Genomic DNA, 20,739 nt, shown 5'->3' with positions numbered 1-20,739 from the left:
GCGGAAAACGTGGGGAACGATCACGACACAATCTCTTTAGAGGAGCCTATGAATGAGTGAACCGTTACGCATTTTCATCGGATGGGATTCTCGCGAGCCCATCGCATATGAAGTCGCCAAAGCATCCGCATTGAAGCATTCCTCTATTCCGCTGGAGATCGTGCCGATCAAGTTGCAGGACCTGGTCGATCGAGGGGTCTACACGCGGGAAGTCGATCCACTGGCATCGACGGAGTTTACCTATTCGCGGTTTTTCACGCCATGGCTTGCGGGCTACAAAGGGTGGGCGCTTTTCTGCGATTGTGACTTTCTTTTTCTGGGCGATATTGCTGGCCTCCAAGCTTACAATGACCCTTCAAAAGCCGTTTATTGCGTTCAGCACGATTATCAGCCCAAGGATAGTGTGAAGATGGATGGCAAGGTGCAGACCAGCTATCCACGCAAGAACTGGTCGTCCTGTATGCTGTTCAACTGCGAGCATCCGTCGACACGCCAGTTGACGCCGGAGCTGATCAACAGCGAAACCGGCGCCTACCTGCACCGCATGCAATGGGCTGCCGATGATGAAATTGGCGCTCTGCCGACGGATTACAACTGGCTGGAAGGCTGGAACGAGAAGCCGGAAACCGGCCTGCCGAAAGTGGTGCATTACACACGCGGCGGCCCGTGGTTCAAGGATTGGCAGAATGTCGACTACGCCGATTTGTGGCGAGCGGAAGCCGATAGTGTCGAGCCGGGCTGGAAGCCGGTCTGATCTGCAAAATACCTTGAGCTTTCTGTATGCTACAAGGTAGATAAGGACCATGAACGAAACGCGTCCTGACATCACTGCGAATGATGGCCCCCAAAGGGCCGTCAAGGCTTTCATCATCCATCTGGAGCGCGCCACCGACCGGCAGCCGCAAGTCGAAGAACTTGTTCGTAGGCTGCCTGTAGAGACGGACGTAGTGAACGCCGTCGACGGGCGCACACTCGATGCGCAAACAATCAGCCGCGTTTATCGGCGATCGGCGCACAAGCCCCGCTATCCATTCCAGCTCAGCACCAACGAAATCGCGTGCTTTCTTTCGCACCGGAAGGCCTGGCAGGCGATTGTCGATCAGGAACTGGATGCAGGTCTCGTGCTGGAAGACGATGTGGAGCTGACACCGGAATTTGCCGCTGCCTATTCCGCTGCGTGCCAGATTCTCAAGGCCGATAGCTTCATCCGCTTTCCGTTTCGCGAGCGTGAAAGCGGGCGCGTAGTGCTGAACACCGAAACACTGCGGATCATCGAACCTGTACCGGTCGGCCTTGGCATGGTGGCGCAGCTTGTCGGGCGGGAAGCCGCGCAGCGCTTGCTCTCTGCAACCGAAGTGTTCGACCGCCCGGTCGACACCACGGCACAAATGAACTGGGTTACGGGACTCAAACCGCTATCCGTTCTTCCGGGCGGAGTGAAGGAAATCTCGGTACAGCTTGGCGGCAGCACGATCCAGAAATCGCGTTCCTTGCCCGACAAGCTGAAGCGTGAAATCTTGCGCCCGCTTTATCGCTGGAAGATAAAATCGCGCTCGCGCGCAGCTATCTGAGGTTTCCCGTGCCTGTTCCGATTTTCCTGTATCATCAGATTGACGTGCCACCGCAACACCGCACGCCCTATCGCAGTATGATCGTGCACCCGGATCGCTTTCGCCAGCAGATGGCCTGGCTGAAACGGCTGGGTTATCGCGGCCTGTCGGTGAGGGACGCAATTCCTTACATTTACGGCGGGAAACAGGGCAAAGTCGCCGTCATCACGTTTGACGACGGTTTCGAGAATGTGTTCCGTAATGCCCTGCCCGTGCTGCAGGAGTTTGGCTTCACCGCCACGAACTATTTCGTGGCCAACCAGATCGGCGGCTTCAATCTCTGGGACCAGAAGATTGGCGTTGCGCGCGCCAACTGTATGAGCGTTTCCGAATTGCGCGAATGGGCAGATCTTGGTCATGAAGTCGGTTCCCATACGCTCGACCATGTCCTCCTGCCGGAAATAAGCGAACAGGAAGCCATCACGCAAATCCAGCAATCACGCATGAAGATTGAAGACCTGCTCGGTCGTGAGGTCACGTCTTTCGCCTATCCTTACGGCGGAGAAAACGCAGTGACACGCAAGATCGTCGAAGCGGCAGGCTATACAAACGCGACGACGACGGAAAAACGCCGCGCACGGTCAAATGATGATCCGTTCGGCATTCCGCGTCTTACAATCAGGCGCAATGATATATTGCTGCAATTCCTGCGGAAAACGTTCACGCGCTAAGTCGGCTCCTCGGCTTGGCTCCACGCTCTATGTCGTGCAAATCAGCCATGAAGCCGCGCCTCACGAGACAATCCGGGCCTGTGTACTGGACCGAACCTTCATAGACGAGCGAAAGATCGTCTGAAAAACGCTCGTTCTCGACGATTGCGCGGTAGTGCTCTGCTCCGCCGGCATGGCTCTTTTCGGAGGCAATACGTTTGAACTCGCCGACCGAAAGCGAAGAAAAGCGGTAATGGAGAAGAGCACCGGTTGCCGGAAGAAAATTCCGGAAACATGGACCCGGCCCATGAATGCTGCCCCGGCGATAATCCGTCTTTTCATCGACCCAAATCAGCGGAAATTTTGAAAGTCGCATGCTGCGTCCGAACAGGCGCAAACGCGGTCCACCACGCACCGCTACCCCGAACTTCTCCCATGTCGCCGTGTAGCCGTCGCCGTCGAAATGCGATGAAACCTCGAACGGATATTTCGTCCCGTCATCGACGAAGACTCCTTCACGCAGCAGACCGCCGGGATACATGTCGATCATCGGTGCCAGACACCGACGAATTCCATTCCCCTCCAGCTCCTCGATAAAAGAGCGGATATCCCGTTGCTCCATTCTCGGAAATACGAAGAACTCGTCAGCATCAACCGACAAATACCAGCGCCCGCGTCCGTAGAGATTGAACAGGGCATCGCGCCAGGCACGTCCGCGGTCAGCCTGTGCGTAGCCAACGTCCGAGGTGAACAAATCCACATCAGGAGCACTGGACAAGATTTCAGTCGTTCCGTCGTCCGATCGGTCATCTACAACGATGAAACGCGTAACACCCATCTCGCGATAATAGCGCAGAAACGACTTCATATAGGGCGCAGCATTGCGAACCACGCAAACAAGCGGCAGATCGCCTGGCCGTAAAGCCTCGAAGCTTCCGGATGCAGCAATCAGATTTGCCGATTTTTTTCGATGCGGAACCGAAAGCTGCACGTGCCTCCAACGCAAGCGCAGATGTCGCATCGGTGAGGCGCGCCAATAGGCAGTCCAGTCGCCGGTCGCCGAGGCTGGATAGTTCATCACCGTTCGCGTTGGTTTCATAAAGGTGCCAGGTTTTCAATGAAGGTCACAAAAAGCTGGTATTTTGTTGCGCTTCATTCAAGCAACTCTTTGTTGAAGCCGATCACTCTGTAACAGCCCCCGACACGCTTCGTGATGAAAACTTCGTCGCCGGTATTTTGATCGTCGAGCCGATTTGCTTGATTTCAATCAATGCTGCTTCACACAAACGTGGCAAATTGCCCATCAATGCGCCATGGACGGCAAGTGCCAAAAGCGCTAGTTAGTGCACAGACTAAGGAGCGCATTATGGACTATCGCCGTTTTTTCGAAGAAGCGATCGACCAGTTGCACGCCGAGAAGCGTTACCGCGTTTTTGCCGATCTTGAACGTATTGTCGGACGTTTCCCCCGAGCTATCTGGCGCAACAATGGCACTGCCCGTGAAATCACCGTCTGGTGTTCCAATGATTATCTTGGCATGGGACACCACGCCGACGTAATCAAGGCAATGTGCGATACAGCTGACAATGCTGGCTCAGGTTCCGGCGGCACGCGCAATATTTCCGGCAATAACCATCCGCTCGTTGAACTCGAAACCGAACTCGCCGATTTGCATGGCAAGGAAGCTGGTCTCGTTTTCACGTCGGGCTTCGTTTCCAATGAAGCTTCGATTTCCACGATTGCACGGCTGCTGCCGAACTGCCTCATCCTCTCCGACGAACTGAACCATGCCTCGATGATCGAAGGCGTGCGTCGTTCAGGCGCGGAAAAGAAGATTTTCCGTCACAATGACGTCGAGCATCTGGAACAGCTTTTGAAGGCCGCCGATCCGGCGCGCGCCAAGCTGATCGTGTTCGAATCCGTCTATTCGATGGATGGCGATATCGCGCCGATCGAGAAGATCGCCGACCTCGCCGACAAATATAATGCCATGACCTATATCGACGAAGTTCATGCTGTTGGCATGTACGGCGCGCGCGGCGGCGGCATTACCGAACGCGACGGTCTGGCACATCGCATCGATATTATCGAGGGCACGCTTGCCAAGGCTTTTGGCGCTCTCGGCGGTTATATTACCGGTTCGCGCGCGATTGTTGACGCCGTACGCTCCTATGCACCGGGCTTCATCTTTACGACCTCTTTGCCACCAGCAGTTGCCGCATCTGCGACGGCCGCCATCCGGCATTTGAAGAATTCGCAGGTGGAGCGTAACGGTCAGCAACGTCAGGCGCAGCGCGCAAAGGACGTGCTTTCGGCCGCAGGTTTCCCCGTGATGCCGTCCGAAACGCATATCGTGCCTATTCTGGTCGGCGATCCTGAACTTTGCAAGAAAGCCAGCGACCGTTTGCTGGAAGTGCACGGCATCTATATCCAGCCGATCAACTATCCGACCGTGCCACGCGGAACCGAAAGACTGCGTATCACGCCGTCGCCTCTGCATGACGACGCCCTGATCGACGGCCTCAAGGATGCCTTGCTGGAAGTCTGGAATGCACTCGGCATTCCTTATGCAGAGCCCACTGTTTCGCAGCCAGCCAGTTCCGAGCGGATCATTCCGCTGATGGTCTCCAAGGCTGGCGGCTGACAATTTCTGGAATTCTCCAATAAAAAGGCCGCTTCGAGCGGCCTTTTTTGTCAGAGCTTTTCGATCCAGCGCACGAGCCGCCGTGCGGCTTCGTCCACTTGTTCCGGATCGCGGCAGAAACAGAGACGGAAAAAACCTTCGCCGCCGAGGCCAAAAGCGCTGCCAGGTGCCAGACCGACATTGGCATTGTCCACCATATCGATGGCCGCCTTGACCGAATCCCCGACACCATCCACGCCGAAGAAAAGATAAAATGCCCCTTGAGGCGGCGTCAGGCGAACTTTGCCGGTCGATAACAGCGCTGCGCACAGGCTATCGCGCGTCGAACGCGCCCGTTCAACCTGCATCGAAATAAAGGCATCGCCTTCATCGAGAGCCGTAACGGCACCACGTTGCATGAATTGGGCAACACCCGAATTCGAATATTGGATCAGATTTTCAATGATCGGCCCCAGTGACGGGTGCACCGTCATCCAGCCGACACGCCAGCCCGTCATCGCCCAGTTCTTGGAGAACGAGTTGACGAAGATGATGCGATCATCCGGCTCCATAATATCCATGAAGGATGGAGCGCGACCGCCACCATAATAGAAATGGGTATAAATCTCGTCGGCGATGATCCAGAGACCATGCTTGCGGGCAAGATCGAGAATGAATTGCAATGTCTCACGGTCCGCTGTCCAGCCGGTGGGATTGGATGGCGTATTGATGAAGAGTGCTTTCGTGCGCGGCGTGATGGCGGCTGCGATCTTTTCTGGATCGAGCATCCAGCCATTGGCACCGAATTCCAGCTCGACCGGAACCGGAACAGCGCCTGCCAGACCAGCTGCGCCAACAAAATTTGGCCAGGCCGGGGAAAGATAAATCGCCTCTTCGCCCGCCCCAACAGTTGCTGTCAGCGCCATTTCGATGGCGTGCATACCGGAGCCGGTGACATAGAAGTTCTCCGGTTTCAGGGGCAGCGGGAAATGACGCGCGTGATAGCGAGCCAGCGCCTCCCGCAGTTCCGGGATGCCAGCCTGCCAGGTATAGAAGGTCTCGCCTTCAGAGATACCTTTTTGGGCCGCGGCGCGGATGAAATCGGGCGTCGAAAGATCTCCCTCGCCTACCCAAAGCGGGATGAGCCCCTCGCGCCCGCGTCCGTGATTGGCGACCGCCACAATCCCGCTTTCGGGTGATTGAGCTGCTTCCCGACGAAGATTGGCTATGAGCGTCATGATTTCCCCGCGTTGAACTTCGATTTTGATTTCGTGCTTATCAAGGCCCGTTAGCGAAATCACGCGGCTTTTTGTGATGGTCCGATCAAGCGTATTTATGGATCAAAAGAAAACGGGGCCACAAGGCCCCGCATTCGTTCGCCAGTTCTGAATCAATCAGGCTTTCTGCTTTGCCAGAAGATCGCGAATTTCGGTCAGCAGGACCTCCTCGCGCGGTGCTTCCGGTTCCGGCTTTGCCTCTTCCTTCTTCTTCATGCGGTTCATTCCCTTCACCACAAGGAACAATACCCATGCGATGATCAGGAAGTTGATGAGAAGCGTGACGAAATTGCCGTAGGCAATAGTCGCACCGGCTTCACGGGCAGCTGCCAGTGTGGCCCTGGGTTCACCTGCCAGCTGTATGAACATATTCGAAAAATCGATACCGCCAGTGATCAGACCGATGATCGGCATGATGATATCGTTGACGATGGAATTGACGAGGCCGCCGAACGCCCCGCCAATAATGACACCGATGGCCAGATCGACCATATTGCCCTTCAGGGCGAATTCCTTGAATTCCTTTAGCATTACCTGTCTCCCTCACGAACGCGGACCGTTGGGGCCGTCCTGCCGCGGTGGCGTTCGCCAAATCAACCTGGGCACCAGATAAACTGGCAGTGGATGGCAGGGCCCATCTCAGAAGCGAAACTGAAAGGCGCCCTGCCATTTCAAATGCTATCCTGAAAAATGACGTGCACTTCTTCGGGATCACACTCCTAGTGTGTAGGCGAAAATTACCAAAGAAAAGATGAAACCGCTAAAACACACTGTTTTTCATCAATAATCTTGCACGAATGCACCGAAAGTGCTTGCGTCAAATCATGATCGAGGAGTGAGGGAACAGGCCGACTATGCAGGGCTGGGGTATTATTGGCGCCGCCTTTCTATATTTGCTGCTGCTTTTTGCAGTTGCCAGCATCGGCGACCGGCGCACGTCGCGCTGGAACAGTGCTCCGCGCCCCTACATCTATGCGCTCAGTCTGGCCGTTTACTGCACCTCCTGGACCTTCTTCGGCTCTGTCGGCTTATCGGCTCAGCGCGGTCTTGAGTTCCTTGGAATCTATATCGGCCCCATTCTCGTCTTTACGCTCGGCAACCGGCTGCTGCGGCATATCGTGCGACTGGCGAAATCCGAGCACATCACGTCAATTGCTGATTTTCTCGCTGCCCGCTACGGCAAGAGCTTCGGTGTAGCCTCTCTTGCGACCTGCATCGCAGCCGTCGGCTCGATCCCCTATATCGCGCTGCAGCTCAAAGCCGTTTCTGGCAGTGTCGGTCTTGTCATGGAGCATTACGGATCAGCCGTCGATCCGTCGGTATTCATATTCGGTGACATCTCCCTCCCCGTTGCCGCTGTGCTCGCTGTCTTTGCGATCCTCTTCGGCACCCGCCATACCGACGCCACGGAACATCAGAACGGCCTTATTTTGGCTGTGGCTCTGGAATCCGTCATCAAGCTTTGCGCCTTCCTGACCGTTGGCTTTGCCTGCACCTTCTTTCTGTTCGGCGCCCCATCGCAACTGATCAATCAGATATCCCAATCACCAGAAGCGCTGGAAGCGTTCCACTATCAGACATCCATCGGCACATGGATCGTACAAAGCGCACTTAGTGCCGCCGCCATCATCATGCTGCCGCGACAATTCCATGTGACCGTGGTGGAAAGCCGGAGTGAAAAGGAACTGCGAACAGCCTCCTGGCTCTTCCCGCTTTATCTGGTCCTCATCAATATCTTCGTCTTTCCCATCGCGCTGATTGGCGTGATGACGCTCGGAGGCAATGTCAGCGGAGATTTGTACGTTCTGGCTTTACCGCTGGCGGCAGGCGCTCATTGGCTCGCACTGGTGGCTTTTCTCGGCGGATTGTCAGCGGCAACGGCGATGGTCATCGTCGCCTGCGTTGCGCTTTCGATCATGATCTCAAACCATCTGGTGTTGCCGCTCTTCATCCGGCGTCTCGCGAAGCAACATGCCGCCGAACAGCGAGACCTGACCAAAGTCATTCTGAACACACGTCGCCTCACCATTATCGGCATTCTGGCATTCGCATTCGCCTATTATCGGTTTACCTCCAACAACATCCATCTTGCTTCGATCGGCTTCGTTTCCTTTGCTGCAATTGCCCAGTTTGTTCCGGCTTTCATCGGCGGATTGTTCTGGCGCAATGCGAATGGGCGCGGTGCCATGCTGGGTCTGTCAGCGGGATTTCTAGTCTGGGCCTACACATTGCTGCTGCCAACGATGGCGCCGGAAAATGCTGCCATTCTGCGCGACGGCTTCCTTGGCTTTACGGCGCTACGTCCCGAAGCGCTTTTCGGAACCAACGCTCTCCCGCTGACCAATGGCGTGATGTGGAGCCTTGCAGCCAATACGCTCTTCTACATCCTTGGTTCCCTTTCACGAACCTCGACACCGCTCGAACGCATTCAGGCAAGCATCTTCCTGCCGCGTTATTTCATCGGCACGCCGACGCTCAAGCGCTTCCGCACAACCGTCACTGTTGCCGAACTGAAAGCCACCATGGCGCGCTATCTCGGTGCGGAACGTGTCGAGCGCGCCTTTCTGCGCTTTGAAGGAAGGGAACAGAGGCGGCTTGATCCGGGCATGACTGTCGACACACCGCTCATCCGTCATGCGGAGCAGCTGCTCGGCACAGCCGTCGGCTCGGCATCGGCGCGCCTTGTACTGTCACTGCTTTTGCAGAAGAGCGATGCATCAGGACGTGACGCGCGACAGCTCCTTGACGATGCTTCGACCGCCTTGCAGCAAAACCGCAATCTGCTGCAAACGGCCCTCGATCAGATGGAACAGGGAATTACCGTTTTAGACAAGGATCTGAGGCTGACTTTCTGGAACCGGCAGTTCCGCAAGCTTTTCGATCTCCCAGATGAAGTGATGCAGGTCGGGATACCCGTTTCGGAAATCGTGGAACAGCTGCACAGCCGCGGCGATATATCGTTCAACGCGCAGAACGGGGTCATCCGCTCGCTCGCAGCTGTGCGCCAGCCATGGCGCATCGACATGAAATCGACGGGCAAGGTGCTGGAAATTCAATCCAACCCGATGCCGGATGGCGGAATTGTCGCGACATATACCGATATCACGGCAGCAGTCGAAGCCGACGTCACGCGCCAGAAGGCAGCGGAAATGCTGGAGCAGCGCGTGGCGGATCGCACGGCAGAACTGACCCGCGTCAACCAGCAGCTCGCCAAGGCCCAGACGGCAGCAGAAGAGGCCAATCAGGGAAAGACACGCTTTCTGGCAGCAGCCGGTCATGACATTCTGCAACCTCTCAACGCAGCGCGATTGTATAGTACGGCGCTTGCCGAAAAACTCGGACGCTCCGAAACGAGCGAATTCGCACGTAATATCGATTCCTCGCTGGAGGCCGTGGAAGCCATTCTGGGTATGGTGCTGGATATTTCCCGACTGGACACCGGGTCACTCAAGCCTGACCTCTCGGTGTTTCACCTCGACAAGCTGATGAGCCAGATTGCTACCGATTTTACGCCTCTTGCAGCCGCCAAAGGGCTGAAGTTGCGCGTTGTGCCGTCGAGCATCGTTGTCAAAACGGACCGCAATATGCTTCGCCGCCTGATCCAGAACCTTGTTTCCAACTCGATCAAATATAGCCGCAAGGGTGGTATTCTGCTCGGCGTTCGGCGTCGTGGTTCCTTTGTGGAGTTGCAGGTGTTCGATACCGGCATCGGCATTCCATCGCAAAAGCTGAAACTTGTCTTCCGGGAGTTCACGCGACTGGATGAGGGGATGCGGGAAGCGGAAGGGCTTGGCCTCGGCCTTTCCATTGTCGACCGCATCGCAAGGCTGCTGTCGCTGCCGCTGTCCCTGACTTCGACGCCCGATAAGGGAACCATGTTCACCCTGCGCATTCCTGTTTCACAGGAAAAAGTGCCCGCCGATGACGTGAAGAGCCGCCGCGGCCTGCAGAAAGCGCTGGAACTGACCGGGCTCGATGTTCTCTGCATCGATAATGACGCCAGCATCCTGTCCGGAATGGAAACGCTGCTTCGCGGGTGGGGATGCCATGTAACGACGTTGCGCAGTGGAGCAGCGTTGAAGAACTATTGTGCCGACCACTCCACACCGCCCGATGTGATCGTCGCAGATTATCATCTTCTACACGAAAACGGCCTCGATATGATCGGCTTTGCACGCGAGACGTTTCAGGTGGAAATACCCGCCGTCCTGCTGACAGCCGATCGTTCCAAGGAAGTCCGCCAGCGCGCTGAAGACGAGAACGTCACAGTTTTGCACAAGCCACTTCGGCCCGCCGCATTGCGTTCCCTTCTATCGCATTTTTATCATGCGAGGCAGGATAATAGGTCAGCGCAGAACGCCGCTCAGTAGTTGACCGTCATTCAATCCGTGCTCAGGGCATCATTGCCGATGCGTGACAGAAGAATGACCGCCTGCGTGCGGCTGTCGACCCCAAGTTTCTGCAGCACCGCCGAAACATGCGCCTTGACCGTGGCTTCCGACACGCCAAGCTCATAGGCAATCTGCTTGTTCAGCAGACCCTCGGCAAGCATGGTCAACACACGCGTCTGCTGCGGCGTCAATGTACGCAGTCGCGCAATGAGAGCCTCAATTTCAGGGTCGTGCGGATGATCCAGCTCAATATCGGCAGGTGTCCAGATATCGCCAGCCAGAACGGCACGCACGGCCTCGCCAATGGTCTCCATGCTGGCGGATTTCGAGATGAAACCGGAAGCGCCGAGCTCGACAGCATGACGGATTGTGGCGGCATCGTCAGTCGCCGAGACGATGATAACCGGAAGCGCCGGTTGCAAGGCCTTCAACGTCACCAGACCGGAAAGCCCGGTTCCTCCCGGCATCGTCAAATCCAACAGTAGAAGATCGATATCTTCTCGTTCGCCGACCAGTTTCTTGACGGCGTCAAAATCGCCGACTTCGATGATTTCAACACTCTGCGACTGTCCCGAAAGGACCTGCCTGAGTGCGCCCCGGAAAAGCGGGTGATCGTCAGCAATGATGAAATGCATGTGCCTCGCGCGCCATTGTTTCAGGTCTCCTCCCCTCGCGGTGCAGGCCAATCAGCCAACCACTCCGTTTTATGCCGTTTTTTGGCTTGGGCAACCAAAATTCACGTTGCTAACCCGTTTTCACAATACGCATTGCCGCCATCTGGCCGCATTGTATGTTAGGCTGGTGTCGAAAATAACATAAGAGCGGCCCGACCAGCCTAATGGAAGGGAACCAAAAAGGCATTTCATGACGCGCAATACGCTTTATCCAGAAATCCAACCGTTCAAGGAAGAGATGCTTCAGGTTTCTCCGCTGCATCGAATCCATGTCGAGCAATGCGGCAACCCGGACGGCAAGCCGGTCATCATGATCCATGGCGGCCCCGGCGGCGGCATCACACCGACCATGCGCCGTCTGCACGACCCGGAGCGCTATCGCATCATCCTGTTCGACCAGCGCGGATGCGGTCGTTCGACCCCGCATGCGGAACTGCGTGAAAACACGACATGGGACCTTGTGGCGGATATGGAACATATTCGCGCGCATCTCGGCATCGAGAAGTGGCAGGTCTTCGGCGGCTCCTGGGGATCGACCCTTGGCCTTGCCTATGCGCAATCCCATCCGGATCGCGTGGCCGAGCTTGTTCTGCGCGGCATCTTCATGATCCGTCGTTTTGAAGTCGACTGGATGTATTCCAACGGCGCAAGCATTCTATTTCCGGACCATTTCGAGGCTTATCAGGAGCATATCCCGGAAGCCGAGCGCAGCGATATGATCGCCGCTTATTACAAGCGCCTGACTGATCGTGACCCGCAGGTGCAGCTTGAAGCAGCGCGACGTTGGGCGCGCTGGGAAGGCTCGGTCATTTCGCTTCTGCCCGACCCGGCCCGCGTCGACGCCTTTGGCGAAGATCAGTACGCGATCGCCTTTGCGCGTATCGAATGCCACTATTTCCAGAATCGCGGCTTCCTCGATTCCGATGACCAGCTTCTGCGCAATGTCGATCGCATCCGGCATATTCCTGGTGTGATCGTGCATGGCCGCTATGATGTCTGCACGCCGTTTATCAATGCCTGGCAGTTGAAGAAGATGTGGCCCGAAGCCGATCTCAGAACCGTCGAGGATGCAGGGCACGCCGTCACAGAGCCCGGCATCACCCATGAACTGATCGAAGCGACAAAGCGTTTCGCTCAATAGAGCGGAAAGCATTCACATTCGTTCGCGCTTCCGCTCTATCTGTTTGTTTTTACGCATTATCCTACGCAAAACCGCTTCGTACTTTTGTTGGAAATGCTCTAATGAAAAGGCGCCGCATGGCGCCTTTTTTCTTTATCGTCAGGTCCGACCGCCCGGCGCAGTTTCTTTGTTCGGGCTTTCCGGCTCGCTGTCGAAACTTTTCGCAATATCCATGAAGCGACGCATGAAGCGTTCCATATAGCTCATGGACTGCTCGAATTCCTGTCCGGTCGGCAGGCCAGAAGCGGCACTTCCGCCCTTCCCCTCAAGAGCGGACACCTTGTCTTCAAGCTTCTCTAGACGATCCTGCAAGTCGGCAATGTCGTTCTCATAAGCTTCGCGATCTTCGGTCGCCATCTTGCAGACGAGTTGTCCCTGCTGCTCCGTGCAGGTCGAGAGCGCCCCGGTTCGTGTATCCAGGCGGACATAACCGGTTTCCGTGCCTTCCAGCCGATAACGCCCGTTTTCCTGCGCAAATGCAACACTTGGAGCAAGCGCTGAACCGAGAAGAGCAACAGCAGCCAGATTACGAACCATCAGTGTCTTTCTGTTCAACATAATGCAATTCCCTTCAGCTTCTCTTTGAGATGTCCCCATCATATGGGACGTTTACGACGAAAATCGAACATGCGGGACTTTGATTTCCGAAGAATTTCGGTCTAGAGAGCAGCTATGACCAATGAGATCATCTATAAGATCGCTCCGCGCGACCTTTGGGCACAAGCAGAACAGGCTGGTAGTTTTACCGGGGCTCCGGTTGATATTGCCGACGGCTATATCCATTTCTCTACTGCAACACAGGTGCGGGAAACGGCAGCCAAGCATTTTGCGGGCCAACAGGATTTGCTTCTGATCAGTGTGAACGCTTCCGCGCTTGGAGCAGCATTGAAATTTGAAGTTTCACGCGGCGGAGCCCTGTTTCCTCATCTTTACGGCGAGCTGCCGCTTGCAGCTGTTTTGAAGGTTGAACCCTTGCCACTGGGCGATGATGGTCTTCACATTTTTCCGGAGCTGGAAGATTAATGAGCGGGCTTTTTGAAACTCTCGGGCGACGTGCCCTCTTTGCCTTTGATGCGGAACAGGCACACGGCCTTTCCATCGCTGGCCTGAAGACAGGTCTTGTCACCTGCGGCGCGCCAAACGATCCGGCTCTTTCCGTCAAGGTTGCCGGCCTGCAGTTTCCAAATCCGCTCGGCATGGCGGCGGGTTATGACAAGAACGCCGAAGTCCCGGATGCATTGCTGAAACTGGGCTTCGGCTTCACCGAAATCGGCACCATCACACCGCGCCCCCAAAGCGGCAATCCACGCCCGCGCATTTTCCGCCTCGTTGAAGATAGAGCGGTTATCAATCGTCTTGGCTTCAACAATGAAGGCCATGATGCGGCGTTTAAGCGCCTGTCGCAACGTGCAGGCAAGAGCGGTATCGTGGGCGTCAATATCGGCGCCAACAAGGATGCCGAAGACCGCATCGCCGATTATGTTGCCGGTATTCGCCGCTTCTATCAGCTGGCACGTTATTTCACGGTCAACATCTCTTCGCCCAACACTCCGGGTCTGCGCAATCTTCAGGCTCGCGACAGCCTGCGTGAATTGTTGAGCCGGGTACTGGAAGCCCGAAACGAAGAAGGCAAGATGTGCACGCTGAAGCGTCCGGTTTTCCTCAAGATCGCGCCCGATCTGACCAATGAAGAACTGGACGATATAGCCGCCGAGGCAACCGAACAGAAGCTGGACGGCATCATCATATCCAATACGACACTTTCACGCGCCGGACTGAAAAGCGCAGAAAATCGTGATGAAACAGGTGGGCTTTCCGGTGCCCCACTTTTCGACCGTTCCACCATCGTCCTTGCCCGGATGCGCGAGCGCGTCGGTCCTGACATGCCGCTGATCGGTGTCGGCGGCGTGGATAGCGCCGAGACAGCGCTGACGAAGATCAAGGCAGGCGCCGATCTCGTCCAGCTTTATACGGGCCTGATCTATCGCGGCCCGAACCTGCCTGCTGAAATCGTGCGCGGCCTGTCCGCCGCTGTAAAACGTGAGGGCGTTACCAACATCGCCGCACTGCGCGACCGGGACACCAAAGACTGGGCCCGGCGCGAACTGTCTGCATGATCAAGCGATGAATTCTGTACGATAGCGTCGCGGAAGAATCGCCAGAAGCGTAACGCCGCGGATAGACAGAAACAGATTGAGAGCCAGCCAAAGCCCGTGATTGCCCATCACGGGCTTTGCCGCATAAAGAACAACCATAAAGAGTGCGAGCGACAGAAACATCATGTTGCGCATGTCGCGCGACCATGTGGCGCCGATATAGACCCCGTCCATATGGAAGGCCAGCAGCCCCGTAATGCCTGTCAGCGCCGCCCATGGCAGATATTTCAAAGCCTCGGCATGAACGTCTTCCGCCTTGGACAGAAGCCCAATGATGGCATCGCCGAACACCAGCAGGAAAAAGGCGATGATGCTCGCCATGACCAGCCCCCACACGAAAGTGAGCTTGGCACCCCGCACAAAGGCCGGGCTGTAACGCGCTCCGATCGACCGGCCGACAATCTGTTCGGCAGCCGCCGCCATGCCGTCCAGAAAGAAACCGGCAACGAGAAAGAAGTTCAACAAGACGGCATTGGCCGCAAGCGTGACCGTCCCAAGGTCGGATCCCGCCCGCGTAAAAAACGCGAAGGCAGTCAGAAGCAGGAACGAACGGATCATGATGTCGCGATTGACCGCGAACATGCGCAAAATTCCTTGCTTCTGAAAGATGCGTGCCCGGTTCGGACGCAGGGATGCATCCTTGCGGAAATGCCTCAGCACGATGAACATGCCGACGAGAGCGGCAACCGTTTCACCAGTCACTGTCGCCCAGGCAACCCCCGTGACGCCCCAGCCCATTTCAAGACCGAGGATGATGCAGAGCACTATATTGATGCCATTGAGCAGCACTTGAAGACCGAGACCGAAAAGGCCCTGTCCGCGGCCAAGAACCAGCCCGAGGATCGAATAATTGATCAGCGCAACCGGTGCCGACAACATGCGGATCGACACATAGGTCGCCATGGCTTCCTGCGTGGCGGAAGTTGGATGCATGAAAGTGGACGAGACAGCGATGATGATCGGCAGGCACAGGATCATCAGACTGCCGGCTACCACCGCGATAATGATTGCGCGCCAGAAGATCGCCTGTTCTTCCACTGCATCTTCCGCACCCACGGCCTGCGCCACAAGTCCAGTCGTGCCGGAGCGGAGGAAGTTGAACATCGATAGCAGGAAGTCAAATACCAGCGCGCCGATCGCCAGACCGCCGATCAGCTCGGCCTGTCCCATCTGGCCGACAACGCCCATGTCCACAAGTCCGAGAAGCGGCGTCGTGATTGCAGCAAGCGTCATGGGAATGGCGATCAGCATCACCATCCGGTGCGTTACGTCGAACGGCCTTGTTACGCCACCAACACGTTGCAGCGACTGATCCATAATGCTTGTCCCGAATGCATTCCCTCTGATGAAGATCATCTACTCTGGAATCAATCGAAACTACAGATAATTCGGCCACCGCATTGTCGCAGTTCCTGACAGCGAACTGTCAGGAGAAACAGCAATGTTAAAGACCCAACATCATGGCCCAATATATGTAAGTGGGTTTGTTTTCAGGCGTAGCCCAGGCAAGGCCATAATGCTCGAATGTCGGATCGAGCATGTTCTTGCGATGGCCCGGCGATTTCATCCATGCGTCGAAGACGGCTTGGGTATCACGCTGTCCCGAGGCCACGTTTTCGGCGGCTGGTCCGCGGATACCCGCCTGGCGCAGTCGCGCGACGAAGCCATTGCCCCAACCGACGCTGTGGCCGATCTTTCCGTAACTCGCCATACGCCTTGCTTGATAAAGCGCGGCTTGCTCGAGCTTGGAATCGGTCGCCATCAAAGGCAGACCATTTGCCTTGCGAATAGCGTTGAAAATCGGGGTGGGATCATTGTCTCCGGCAGCCAGCGCCATGTTCAATGGCACGACCGACACCGCCAGCGCCCCACCGGCGAGGACCAGAAAGCCGCGCCGGTTAAGTGTTAATCCTTGTTTTTGCTGCATTGCCTGTCTGAGCTATCCAATTACCGAATTGAGTTCATTTCCGGTAGCTGAGGATACGGAGCAAAATAAAGGCAGGAATGACGACAGCCGCCCCAAGGATCAGATAATCGACAAAACCTGAGATTGCCGAAAAGCCCATATTCCACAGGCGCAGGAAGAAATCGCGAATGCCATAGAAAATATCATAAGGCGTCCAGTGAAACGCGCTCATGACCACGCCGACGACCAGCGAGATCAGCACCAGCTTGATCAGGACACGGGCGGGGGTATCGCCAAGAAAACGGTTCACACCATCCGACATGCAAATCTCCTGAGTGGTTATTGGTCAAAGCGACAGATTCATCGCGCAAGAAATAGGCTGTCCGTGCAGCCTTCGCAAGTTCCACACTCGTTTATCGCTGTTTGCGGTAATCTCGCGGAGCTTTCTGTTTTTGCCGCGAAAATGAACGGTTCATGCTGCGCGTATCGGTGAAACCGCTTGCAACGGCCACTTCCAGCAGGGACAGACCTGTTTCGGATAAAAGTTCCTTGGCCTTTTTAACCCGAAGTTCTTCGCGAACCTCGAATGCCGTTCGCTCAAGGGCAAGTTTGAAACCACGCTCCATCTGGCGGACAGAAATTCCCAATCGTCGCGCGACATCGATCATCGGCACCGGGTCTTCCAGCGTTTCCTCAAAAATACGGATCGCCTTGCGGATCATCGGCGAGCGTACACCGTTGAAACTCAGAGCGGGTTGTTCGGAACGTACAAGCTCATAAGGGATCATGAGGATGGATGCGCTCTTGCGCGCCAATTCCTCGGAAATCTCGTTCTGTATGATTGAAAGCGCCAGCGACGCCGTACCAAGCCCGCCAGCACAGGTGAAATGTCTTCCGCTGCGGTGAAACAGGCTGGTCGTATCGGCTGTATAACCGTCGAAAAGCTCCAGAAAATCGTCACGATGGAACCAGCTGACGCAGCAATTGCGGTCCGGCAGAAGATCGGCCTCCGCCAGCAGAAAGGCGGCAGTACAAAGACCGACTACGGTCTTGCCGCGCCGGTCCGCACGCTTGATGATATCGATCAGTGCCTGCTGCCTCGGCCGATACTGTGCAAGCAGCCCGCCGACAACGGCAACATAATCACAATCGTCGAGTTCTCCCATGGGGGCCGTCGGCTCGATCACCATGCCGGAGCTGGAGGTTACGGGGTCTCCTGATAGCGCGCAGATTTTCCATGCGCAGCGTATCTGACGGCTCTTGTCGCGATCATCGGCAGCAAGGCGAAAAGGATCGAGGAAAAGGCTGAGCGCACTCAGCGTAAAGCCCGGTAGCGCAACAATGCCGACCGATAGCCTGCGCTGCGGGGCATCCGTTGTCGCTTGAAGCTTCCCGTCCTGATCCCGTTCGATTCCAGTTGTCACTTAGGTCGGTCTCCTCCACCCAGAACTATATCTGCTCGGAGGAGGCTAATACAGTCAACGAAAATGCTTGGAAAGCTTCAACTGCTGCGCCTGATAGTTGGAGCCGAGGTCGACACCGTAAAGCGCAGATGGGCGGTGCAGCATGTGTTCGTAAACCAGACGCCCGACGATCTGCCCGTGCTCCAGAATGAACGGAACCTCATGGCTGCGAACTTCCAGAACGGCGCGGCTGCCGGTTCCACCCGCAGCGCTGTGCCCGAAACCCGGATCGAAGAAGCCTGCATAGTGAACTCGGAATTCGCCAACCAGCGGATCAAACGGCGTCATTTCCGCCGCATAAAGCGGGGGAACATGCACGGCCTCGCGTGAGACGAGAATATAGAATTCATCCGGATCCAACACGAGTTCGCGCGCGCCGCGATCATAGATCGGTTCCCAAAAGTCGAGAACGTCGTGCGCTGCGCGCTTGTCCACATCGACCACAGCCGTATGGTGCTTGCCGCGATAGCCGATCAGCCGGTCAGGACCGCCCGAAAGATCGACCGAAAGGGCGATGCCGCCGCCGGAGATATTCGGCATTTCCGCAGCAACCAGTGTTTCGGCATGATGCAGTGCGGCGAGTTCAGCTTCGTCGAGCTGGGCCCGCCCCTTGCGGAAGCGTATCTGCGACAGGCGCGATCCCGTGCGCACGACGATCGGGAATGTGCGTGGGCTGACTTCCAGATAAAGCGGGCCATTATATCCCGCAGGCACCTTGTCGAATTCCTGCGCTCCGTCCGCGATAACGCGGGTGAAGATATCGAGGCGTCCCGTTGAACTTTTCGGGTTTGCCGATGCCGACAGGTCCGCCGACAGCGCCAGCCCTTCGAGGAGCGGAACGATATAAACGCAGCCGGTCTCAAGAACTGCCCCTGCGGTCAGGTCGATCTCGTGCAGTTTCAGTCGTTCCAGCTTTTCCAGGACCGGTGTGCCTGGCCCCGGCATGAAGGAGGCGCGGACACGATAGGCCTTTGCGCCAAGCCTCAGATCGAGGCTTGCAGGCTGTATCTGATCGGGATCAAGAGGGCGTGGAGACGCCAGCAAACCGCTTTCAAACAGCGCGGAAATATCCGCATCCGCCAGAATTCCAGCATCTTTCTGCATCATTACCCCGATACTCCGTAGCCTAAAGCACGTCGTGCTTTATCGTGTTCAAGCGACATGCTTTAATCTCTTGTTTTCACGCATGTCTTTATCCCGAAACCGGTTCCCACTTTCGGGAGACATGCTCTAAGCATTGCTTGACAAAGACCATTGACTGCTCGCGGCGTCAATGCCAACCCTTCCAGCAGCTAGAAACCGGGTTTTCCGCAGGAATCCAAGCATTATCACGGCATGCGGGATGCGCTTTTCCCGAAAAGGGGCGGTTTCGGCATTGACGGCTCTACTCAACAGGCATAATGAAAATGTGTTCCGTGGTGATTTGGCCGGCCGGCTTGCAGCCACGTTAAAGAATTCGCTAAAAAAGGCCGCGGTTCGTTACCGGCCTTTTGCGTGTTCGCAAGGCCGGTTTTTTATTGGCCGCCGAGGCTCGACTATCCTGCCCCGGCCGACCAGCTTTCGACAGGTTGGAAAAATGACGACTGAGAATACCCGCAAGTTTCGCCCTGCAACTGAGCTCGTGCATGCCGGATCGTTGCGTTCCGGATTTGCCGAAATGTCAGAAGCAATGTTCCTGACACAGGGCTTCCTCTATCCGAATGCCGAAGCCGCCGAAGCGCGCTTCAAGGGCGAGGATCCGGGTTTCATCTATTCGCGTTATGCCAACCCGACCACCGACATGTTCGAAAAACGCATGTGCGCGCTGGAAGGCGCCGAAGAAGCCCGTGCAACCGCATCCGGCATGGCGGCGGTCGCAGCTGCGATCCTGTGTCAGGTGCAGGCGGGCGATCACGTGATTTCTGCCCGCGCCGTTTTCGGCTCCTGTCGCTACATCGTAGAGACTATCTTGCCGAAATATGGCGTCGAAATCTCGATTATCGACGGCTCCGATATTGAAAACTGGAAAGCGGCTGTTCGCCCGAACACCAAGGTCATGTTCCTTGAAAGCCCGTCCAATCCGACGCTCGAAATCATCGACATTGCTGCCGTTGCACAGGTCGCCAATGAAGCGGGCGCCAAACTGATCGTCGACAACGTTTTTGCCACACCACTTTTCCAGAAGCCTCTGGAGCTGGGCGCGCATATCGTCGTTTACTCTGCGACCAAGCATATCGACGGTCAGGGACGCTGCCTTGGTGGTGTAGTCCTCTCCGACCGCGAATGGATTGAAAACACCCTGCAGGATTATTTCCGTCACACCGGTCCGGGGCTCAGCCCATTCAACGCGTGGATCATGCTGAAGGGTCTTGAAACACTGGCCGTGCGCGTGCGCCAGCAGACGCTATCGGCGACTGCGGTTGCCGACTTCCTCGCAAACAAACCGGGCGTGAAGCGCGTGATCTATCCGGGACGGGCAGACCATCCGCAGGCCGACATCATCGCCAAGCAGATGACCGGCGGCTCGACCCTCATTGCTTTGGAACTTGACGGCGGCAAGGAAGCAGCCTTCAAGTTCCAGAACGCGTTGCAGGTTTTCAGCATCTCCAACAATCTGGGTGACGCAAAAAGCCTGATTACTCACCCGGCAACCACGACGCACAAGAACCTCAGCGACGAGGCGAAAGCTGAACTCGCTATCACGGACGGCCTCCTGCGTATCTCGGTTGGCCTCGAAGATACGGATGATCTCGTCGAGGATGTAGAAGAAGCGCTGAAGGCCGCGCGCTAAGCAAACACATAGCTATATTGTGGCATTTAGGCTGCAAAC

General features: G+C 56.2%; 19 protein-coding genes and 1 riboswitch. Of the genes, 9 read left to right on the top strand and 10 right to left on the bottom strand.

Translation table 11 applies throughout. From position 1 onward, the window contains the following. Positions 1-52 precede the first annotated feature (52 nt). From KWJ32_RS08195 to KWJ32_RS08185, 3 genes are read left to right on the top strand one after another with little or no spacing between them, the layout of a single operon-like run. The gene (locus KWJ32_RS08195) at positions 53-754 is read left to right on the top strand and encodes a hypothetical protein (protein ID WP_010658237.1); all 702 of its coding nucleotides are present in this window, start codon (positions 53-55) and stop codon (positions 752-754) included. 49 nt (positions 755-803) lie between these two features. Continuing rightward, complete coding sequence (locus KWJ32_RS08190; protein WP_010658236.1) at positions 804-1,571, top strand: glycosyltransferase family 25 protein; 768 nt, start codon at positions 804-806, stop codon at positions 1,569-1,571. Between the two features lie 8 nt (positions 1,572-1,579). Further along, on the top strand, positions 1,580-2,281 hold the full coding sequence (locus KWJ32_RS08185) for a polysaccharide deacetylase family protein (RefSeq protein ID WP_010658235.1): 702 nt from the start codon (positions 1,580-1,582) through the stop codon (positions 2,279-2,281). On the opposite strand, the gene KWJ32_RS08180 is transcribed toward KWJ32_RS08185, so the two are convergent. After that, positions 2,271-3,338 carry a glycosyltransferase family 2 protein gene (locus KWJ32_RS08180; protein WP_235691735.1) on the bottom strand — a complete coding sequence of 356 codons (1,068 nt, stop codon included), beginning with the start codon at positions 3,336-3,338 and terminating at the stop codon, positions 2,271-2,273. The genes KWJ32_RS08185 and KWJ32_RS08180 overlap by 11 nt on opposite strands. 288 nt (positions 3,339-3,626) lie before the next feature. Here KWJ32_RS08180 and hemA point away from each other — a divergent pair, with 288 nt between their 5' ends. Then, positions 3,627-4,904: a 5-aminolevulinate synthase gene (gene hemA, locus KWJ32_RS08175; protein ID WP_010658233.1), complete on the top strand. Its 1,278-nt coding sequence runs from the start codon at positions 3,627-3,629 to the stop codon at positions 4,902-4,904. Between the two features lie 50 nt (positions 4,905-4,954). Here hemA and KWJ32_RS08170 read toward each other — a convergent pair whose 3' ends face one another. Together KWJ32_RS08170 and mscL are read right to left on the bottom strand one after the other, a co-directional pair. Continuing rightward, on the bottom strand, positions 4,955-6,121 hold the full coding sequence (locus KWJ32_RS08170) for a pyridoxal phosphate-dependent aminotransferase (protein WP_010658232.1): 1,167 nt from the start codon (positions 6,119-6,121) through the stop codon (positions 4,955-4,957). Positions 6,122-6,277: 156 nt separating this feature from the next. After that, positions 6,278-6,691, bottom strand: a complete 414-nt coding sequence (gene mscL, locus KWJ32_RS08165) for a large conductance mechanosensitive channel protein MscL (protein ID WP_010658231.1) — start codon at positions 6,689-6,691, stop codon at positions 6,278-6,280. Positions 6,692-7,014: 323 nt separating this feature from the next. Between mscL and KWJ32_RS08160 the strand changes: the two genes are divergently transcribed. Continuing rightward, positions 7,015-10,530, top strand: coding sequence for a PAS domain-containing hybrid sensor histidine kinase/response regulator (locus KWJ32_RS08160; RefSeq protein ID WP_010658230.1), 3,516 nt, complete (start codon positions 7,015-7,017; stop codon positions 10,528-10,530). Between the two features lie 11 nt (positions 10,531-10,541). Here the strand turns inward: KWJ32_RS08160 and KWJ32_RS08155 are convergent, their stop codons facing one another. Further along, positions 10,542-11,186: a response regulator transcription factor gene (locus tag KWJ32_RS08155; RefSeq protein WP_010658229.1), complete on the bottom strand. Its 645-nt coding sequence runs from the start codon at positions 11,184-11,186 to the stop codon at positions 10,542-10,544. Positions 11,187-11,415: 229 nt separating this feature from the next. Between KWJ32_RS08155 and pip the strand changes: the two genes are divergently transcribed. Beyond that, the gene (gene pip, locus KWJ32_RS08150) at positions 11,416-12,366 is read left to right on the top strand and encodes a prolyl aminopeptidase (protein WP_010658228.1); all 951 of its coding nucleotides are present in this window, start codon (positions 11,416-11,418) and stop codon (positions 12,364-12,366) included. 138 nt (positions 12,367-12,504) lie between these two features. On the opposite strand, the gene KWJ32_RS08145 is transcribed toward pip, so the two are convergent. After that, entirely contained in the window at positions 12,505-12,963 is a 459-nt protein-coding gene (locus KWJ32_RS08145) for a hypothetical protein (RefSeq protein WP_036563275.1), read from the bottom strand. A 114-nt stretch (positions 12,964-13,077) separates the two neighbouring features. Here KWJ32_RS08145 and KWJ32_RS08140 point away from each other — a divergent pair, with 114 nt between their 5' ends. Further along, positions 13,078-13,428, top strand: a complete 351-nt coding sequence (locus KWJ32_RS08140; RefSeq protein ID WP_010658226.1) for a DUF952 domain-containing protein — start codon at positions 13,078-13,080, stop codon at positions 13,426-13,428. Further along, entirely contained in the window at positions 13,428-14,522 is a 1,095-nt protein-coding gene (locus tag KWJ32_RS08135; RefSeq protein WP_010658225.1) for a quinone-dependent dihydroorotate dehydrogenase, read from the top strand. Before KWJ32_RS08140 ends, KWJ32_RS08135 begins: the two co-directional genes overlap by 1 nt. Here KWJ32_RS08135 and KWJ32_RS08130 read toward each other — a convergent pair whose 3' ends face one another. From KWJ32_RS08130 to KWJ32_RS08110, 5 genes are all read right to left on the bottom strand, one after another. Further along, on the bottom strand, positions 14,523-15,878 hold the full coding sequence (locus KWJ32_RS08130) for an MATE family efflux transporter (protein ID WP_036585993.1): 1,356 nt from the start codon (positions 15,876-15,878) through the stop codon (positions 14,523-14,525). Between the two features lie 127 nt (positions 15,879-16,005). Next, positions 16,006-16,488, bottom strand: a complete 483-nt coding sequence (locus KWJ32_RS08125; protein ID WP_010658223.1) for a CAP domain-containing protein — start codon at positions 16,486-16,488, stop codon at positions 16,006-16,008. A 34-nt stretch (positions 16,489-16,522) separates the two neighbouring features. Beyond that, positions 16,523-16,789, bottom strand: a complete 267-nt coding sequence (locus KWJ32_RS08120) for a DUF6460 domain-containing protein (RefSeq protein WP_010658222.1) — start codon at positions 16,787-16,789, stop codon at positions 16,523-16,525. Between the two features lie 91 nt (positions 16,790-16,880). After that, positions 16,881-17,891, bottom strand: coding sequence for a GlxA family transcriptional regulator (locus KWJ32_RS08115; RefSeq protein WP_010658221.1), 1,011 nt, complete (start codon positions 17,889-17,891; stop codon positions 16,881-16,883). Positions 17,892-17,945: 54 nt separating this feature from the next. Beyond that, the gene (locus tag KWJ32_RS08110; protein WP_010658220.1) at positions 17,946-19,037 is read right to left on the bottom strand and encodes a 2'-deoxycytidine 5'-triphosphate deaminase; all 1,092 of its coding nucleotides are present in this window, start codon (positions 19,035-19,037) and stop codon (positions 17,946-17,948) included. 298 nt (positions 19,038-19,335) lie between these two features. After that, positions 19,336-19,415, top strand: a riboswitch (SAM riboswitch). Positions 19,416-19,506: 91 nt separating this feature from the next. Here KWJ32_RS08110 and KWJ32_RS08105 point away from each other — a divergent pair. Continuing rightward, positions 19,507-20,700, top strand: coding sequence for an O-succinylhomoserine sulfhydrylase (locus tag KWJ32_RS08105; protein WP_256885963.1), 1,194 nt, complete (start codon positions 19,507-19,509; stop codon positions 20,698-20,700). Positions 20,701-20,739: the final 39 nt, after the last annotated feature.

Origin of the sequence: Ochrobactrum sp. BTU2 (genome assembly GCF_024539785.1) — a bacterium.
Classification (GTDB): domain Bacteria; phylum Pseudomonadota; class Alphaproteobacteria; order Rhizobiales; family Rhizobiaceae; genus Brucella; species Brucella anthropi.
The sequence above is the reverse complement of the archived record's forward strand: the minus strand, read 5'-3'. Positions and strand labels throughout refer to the sequence as shown.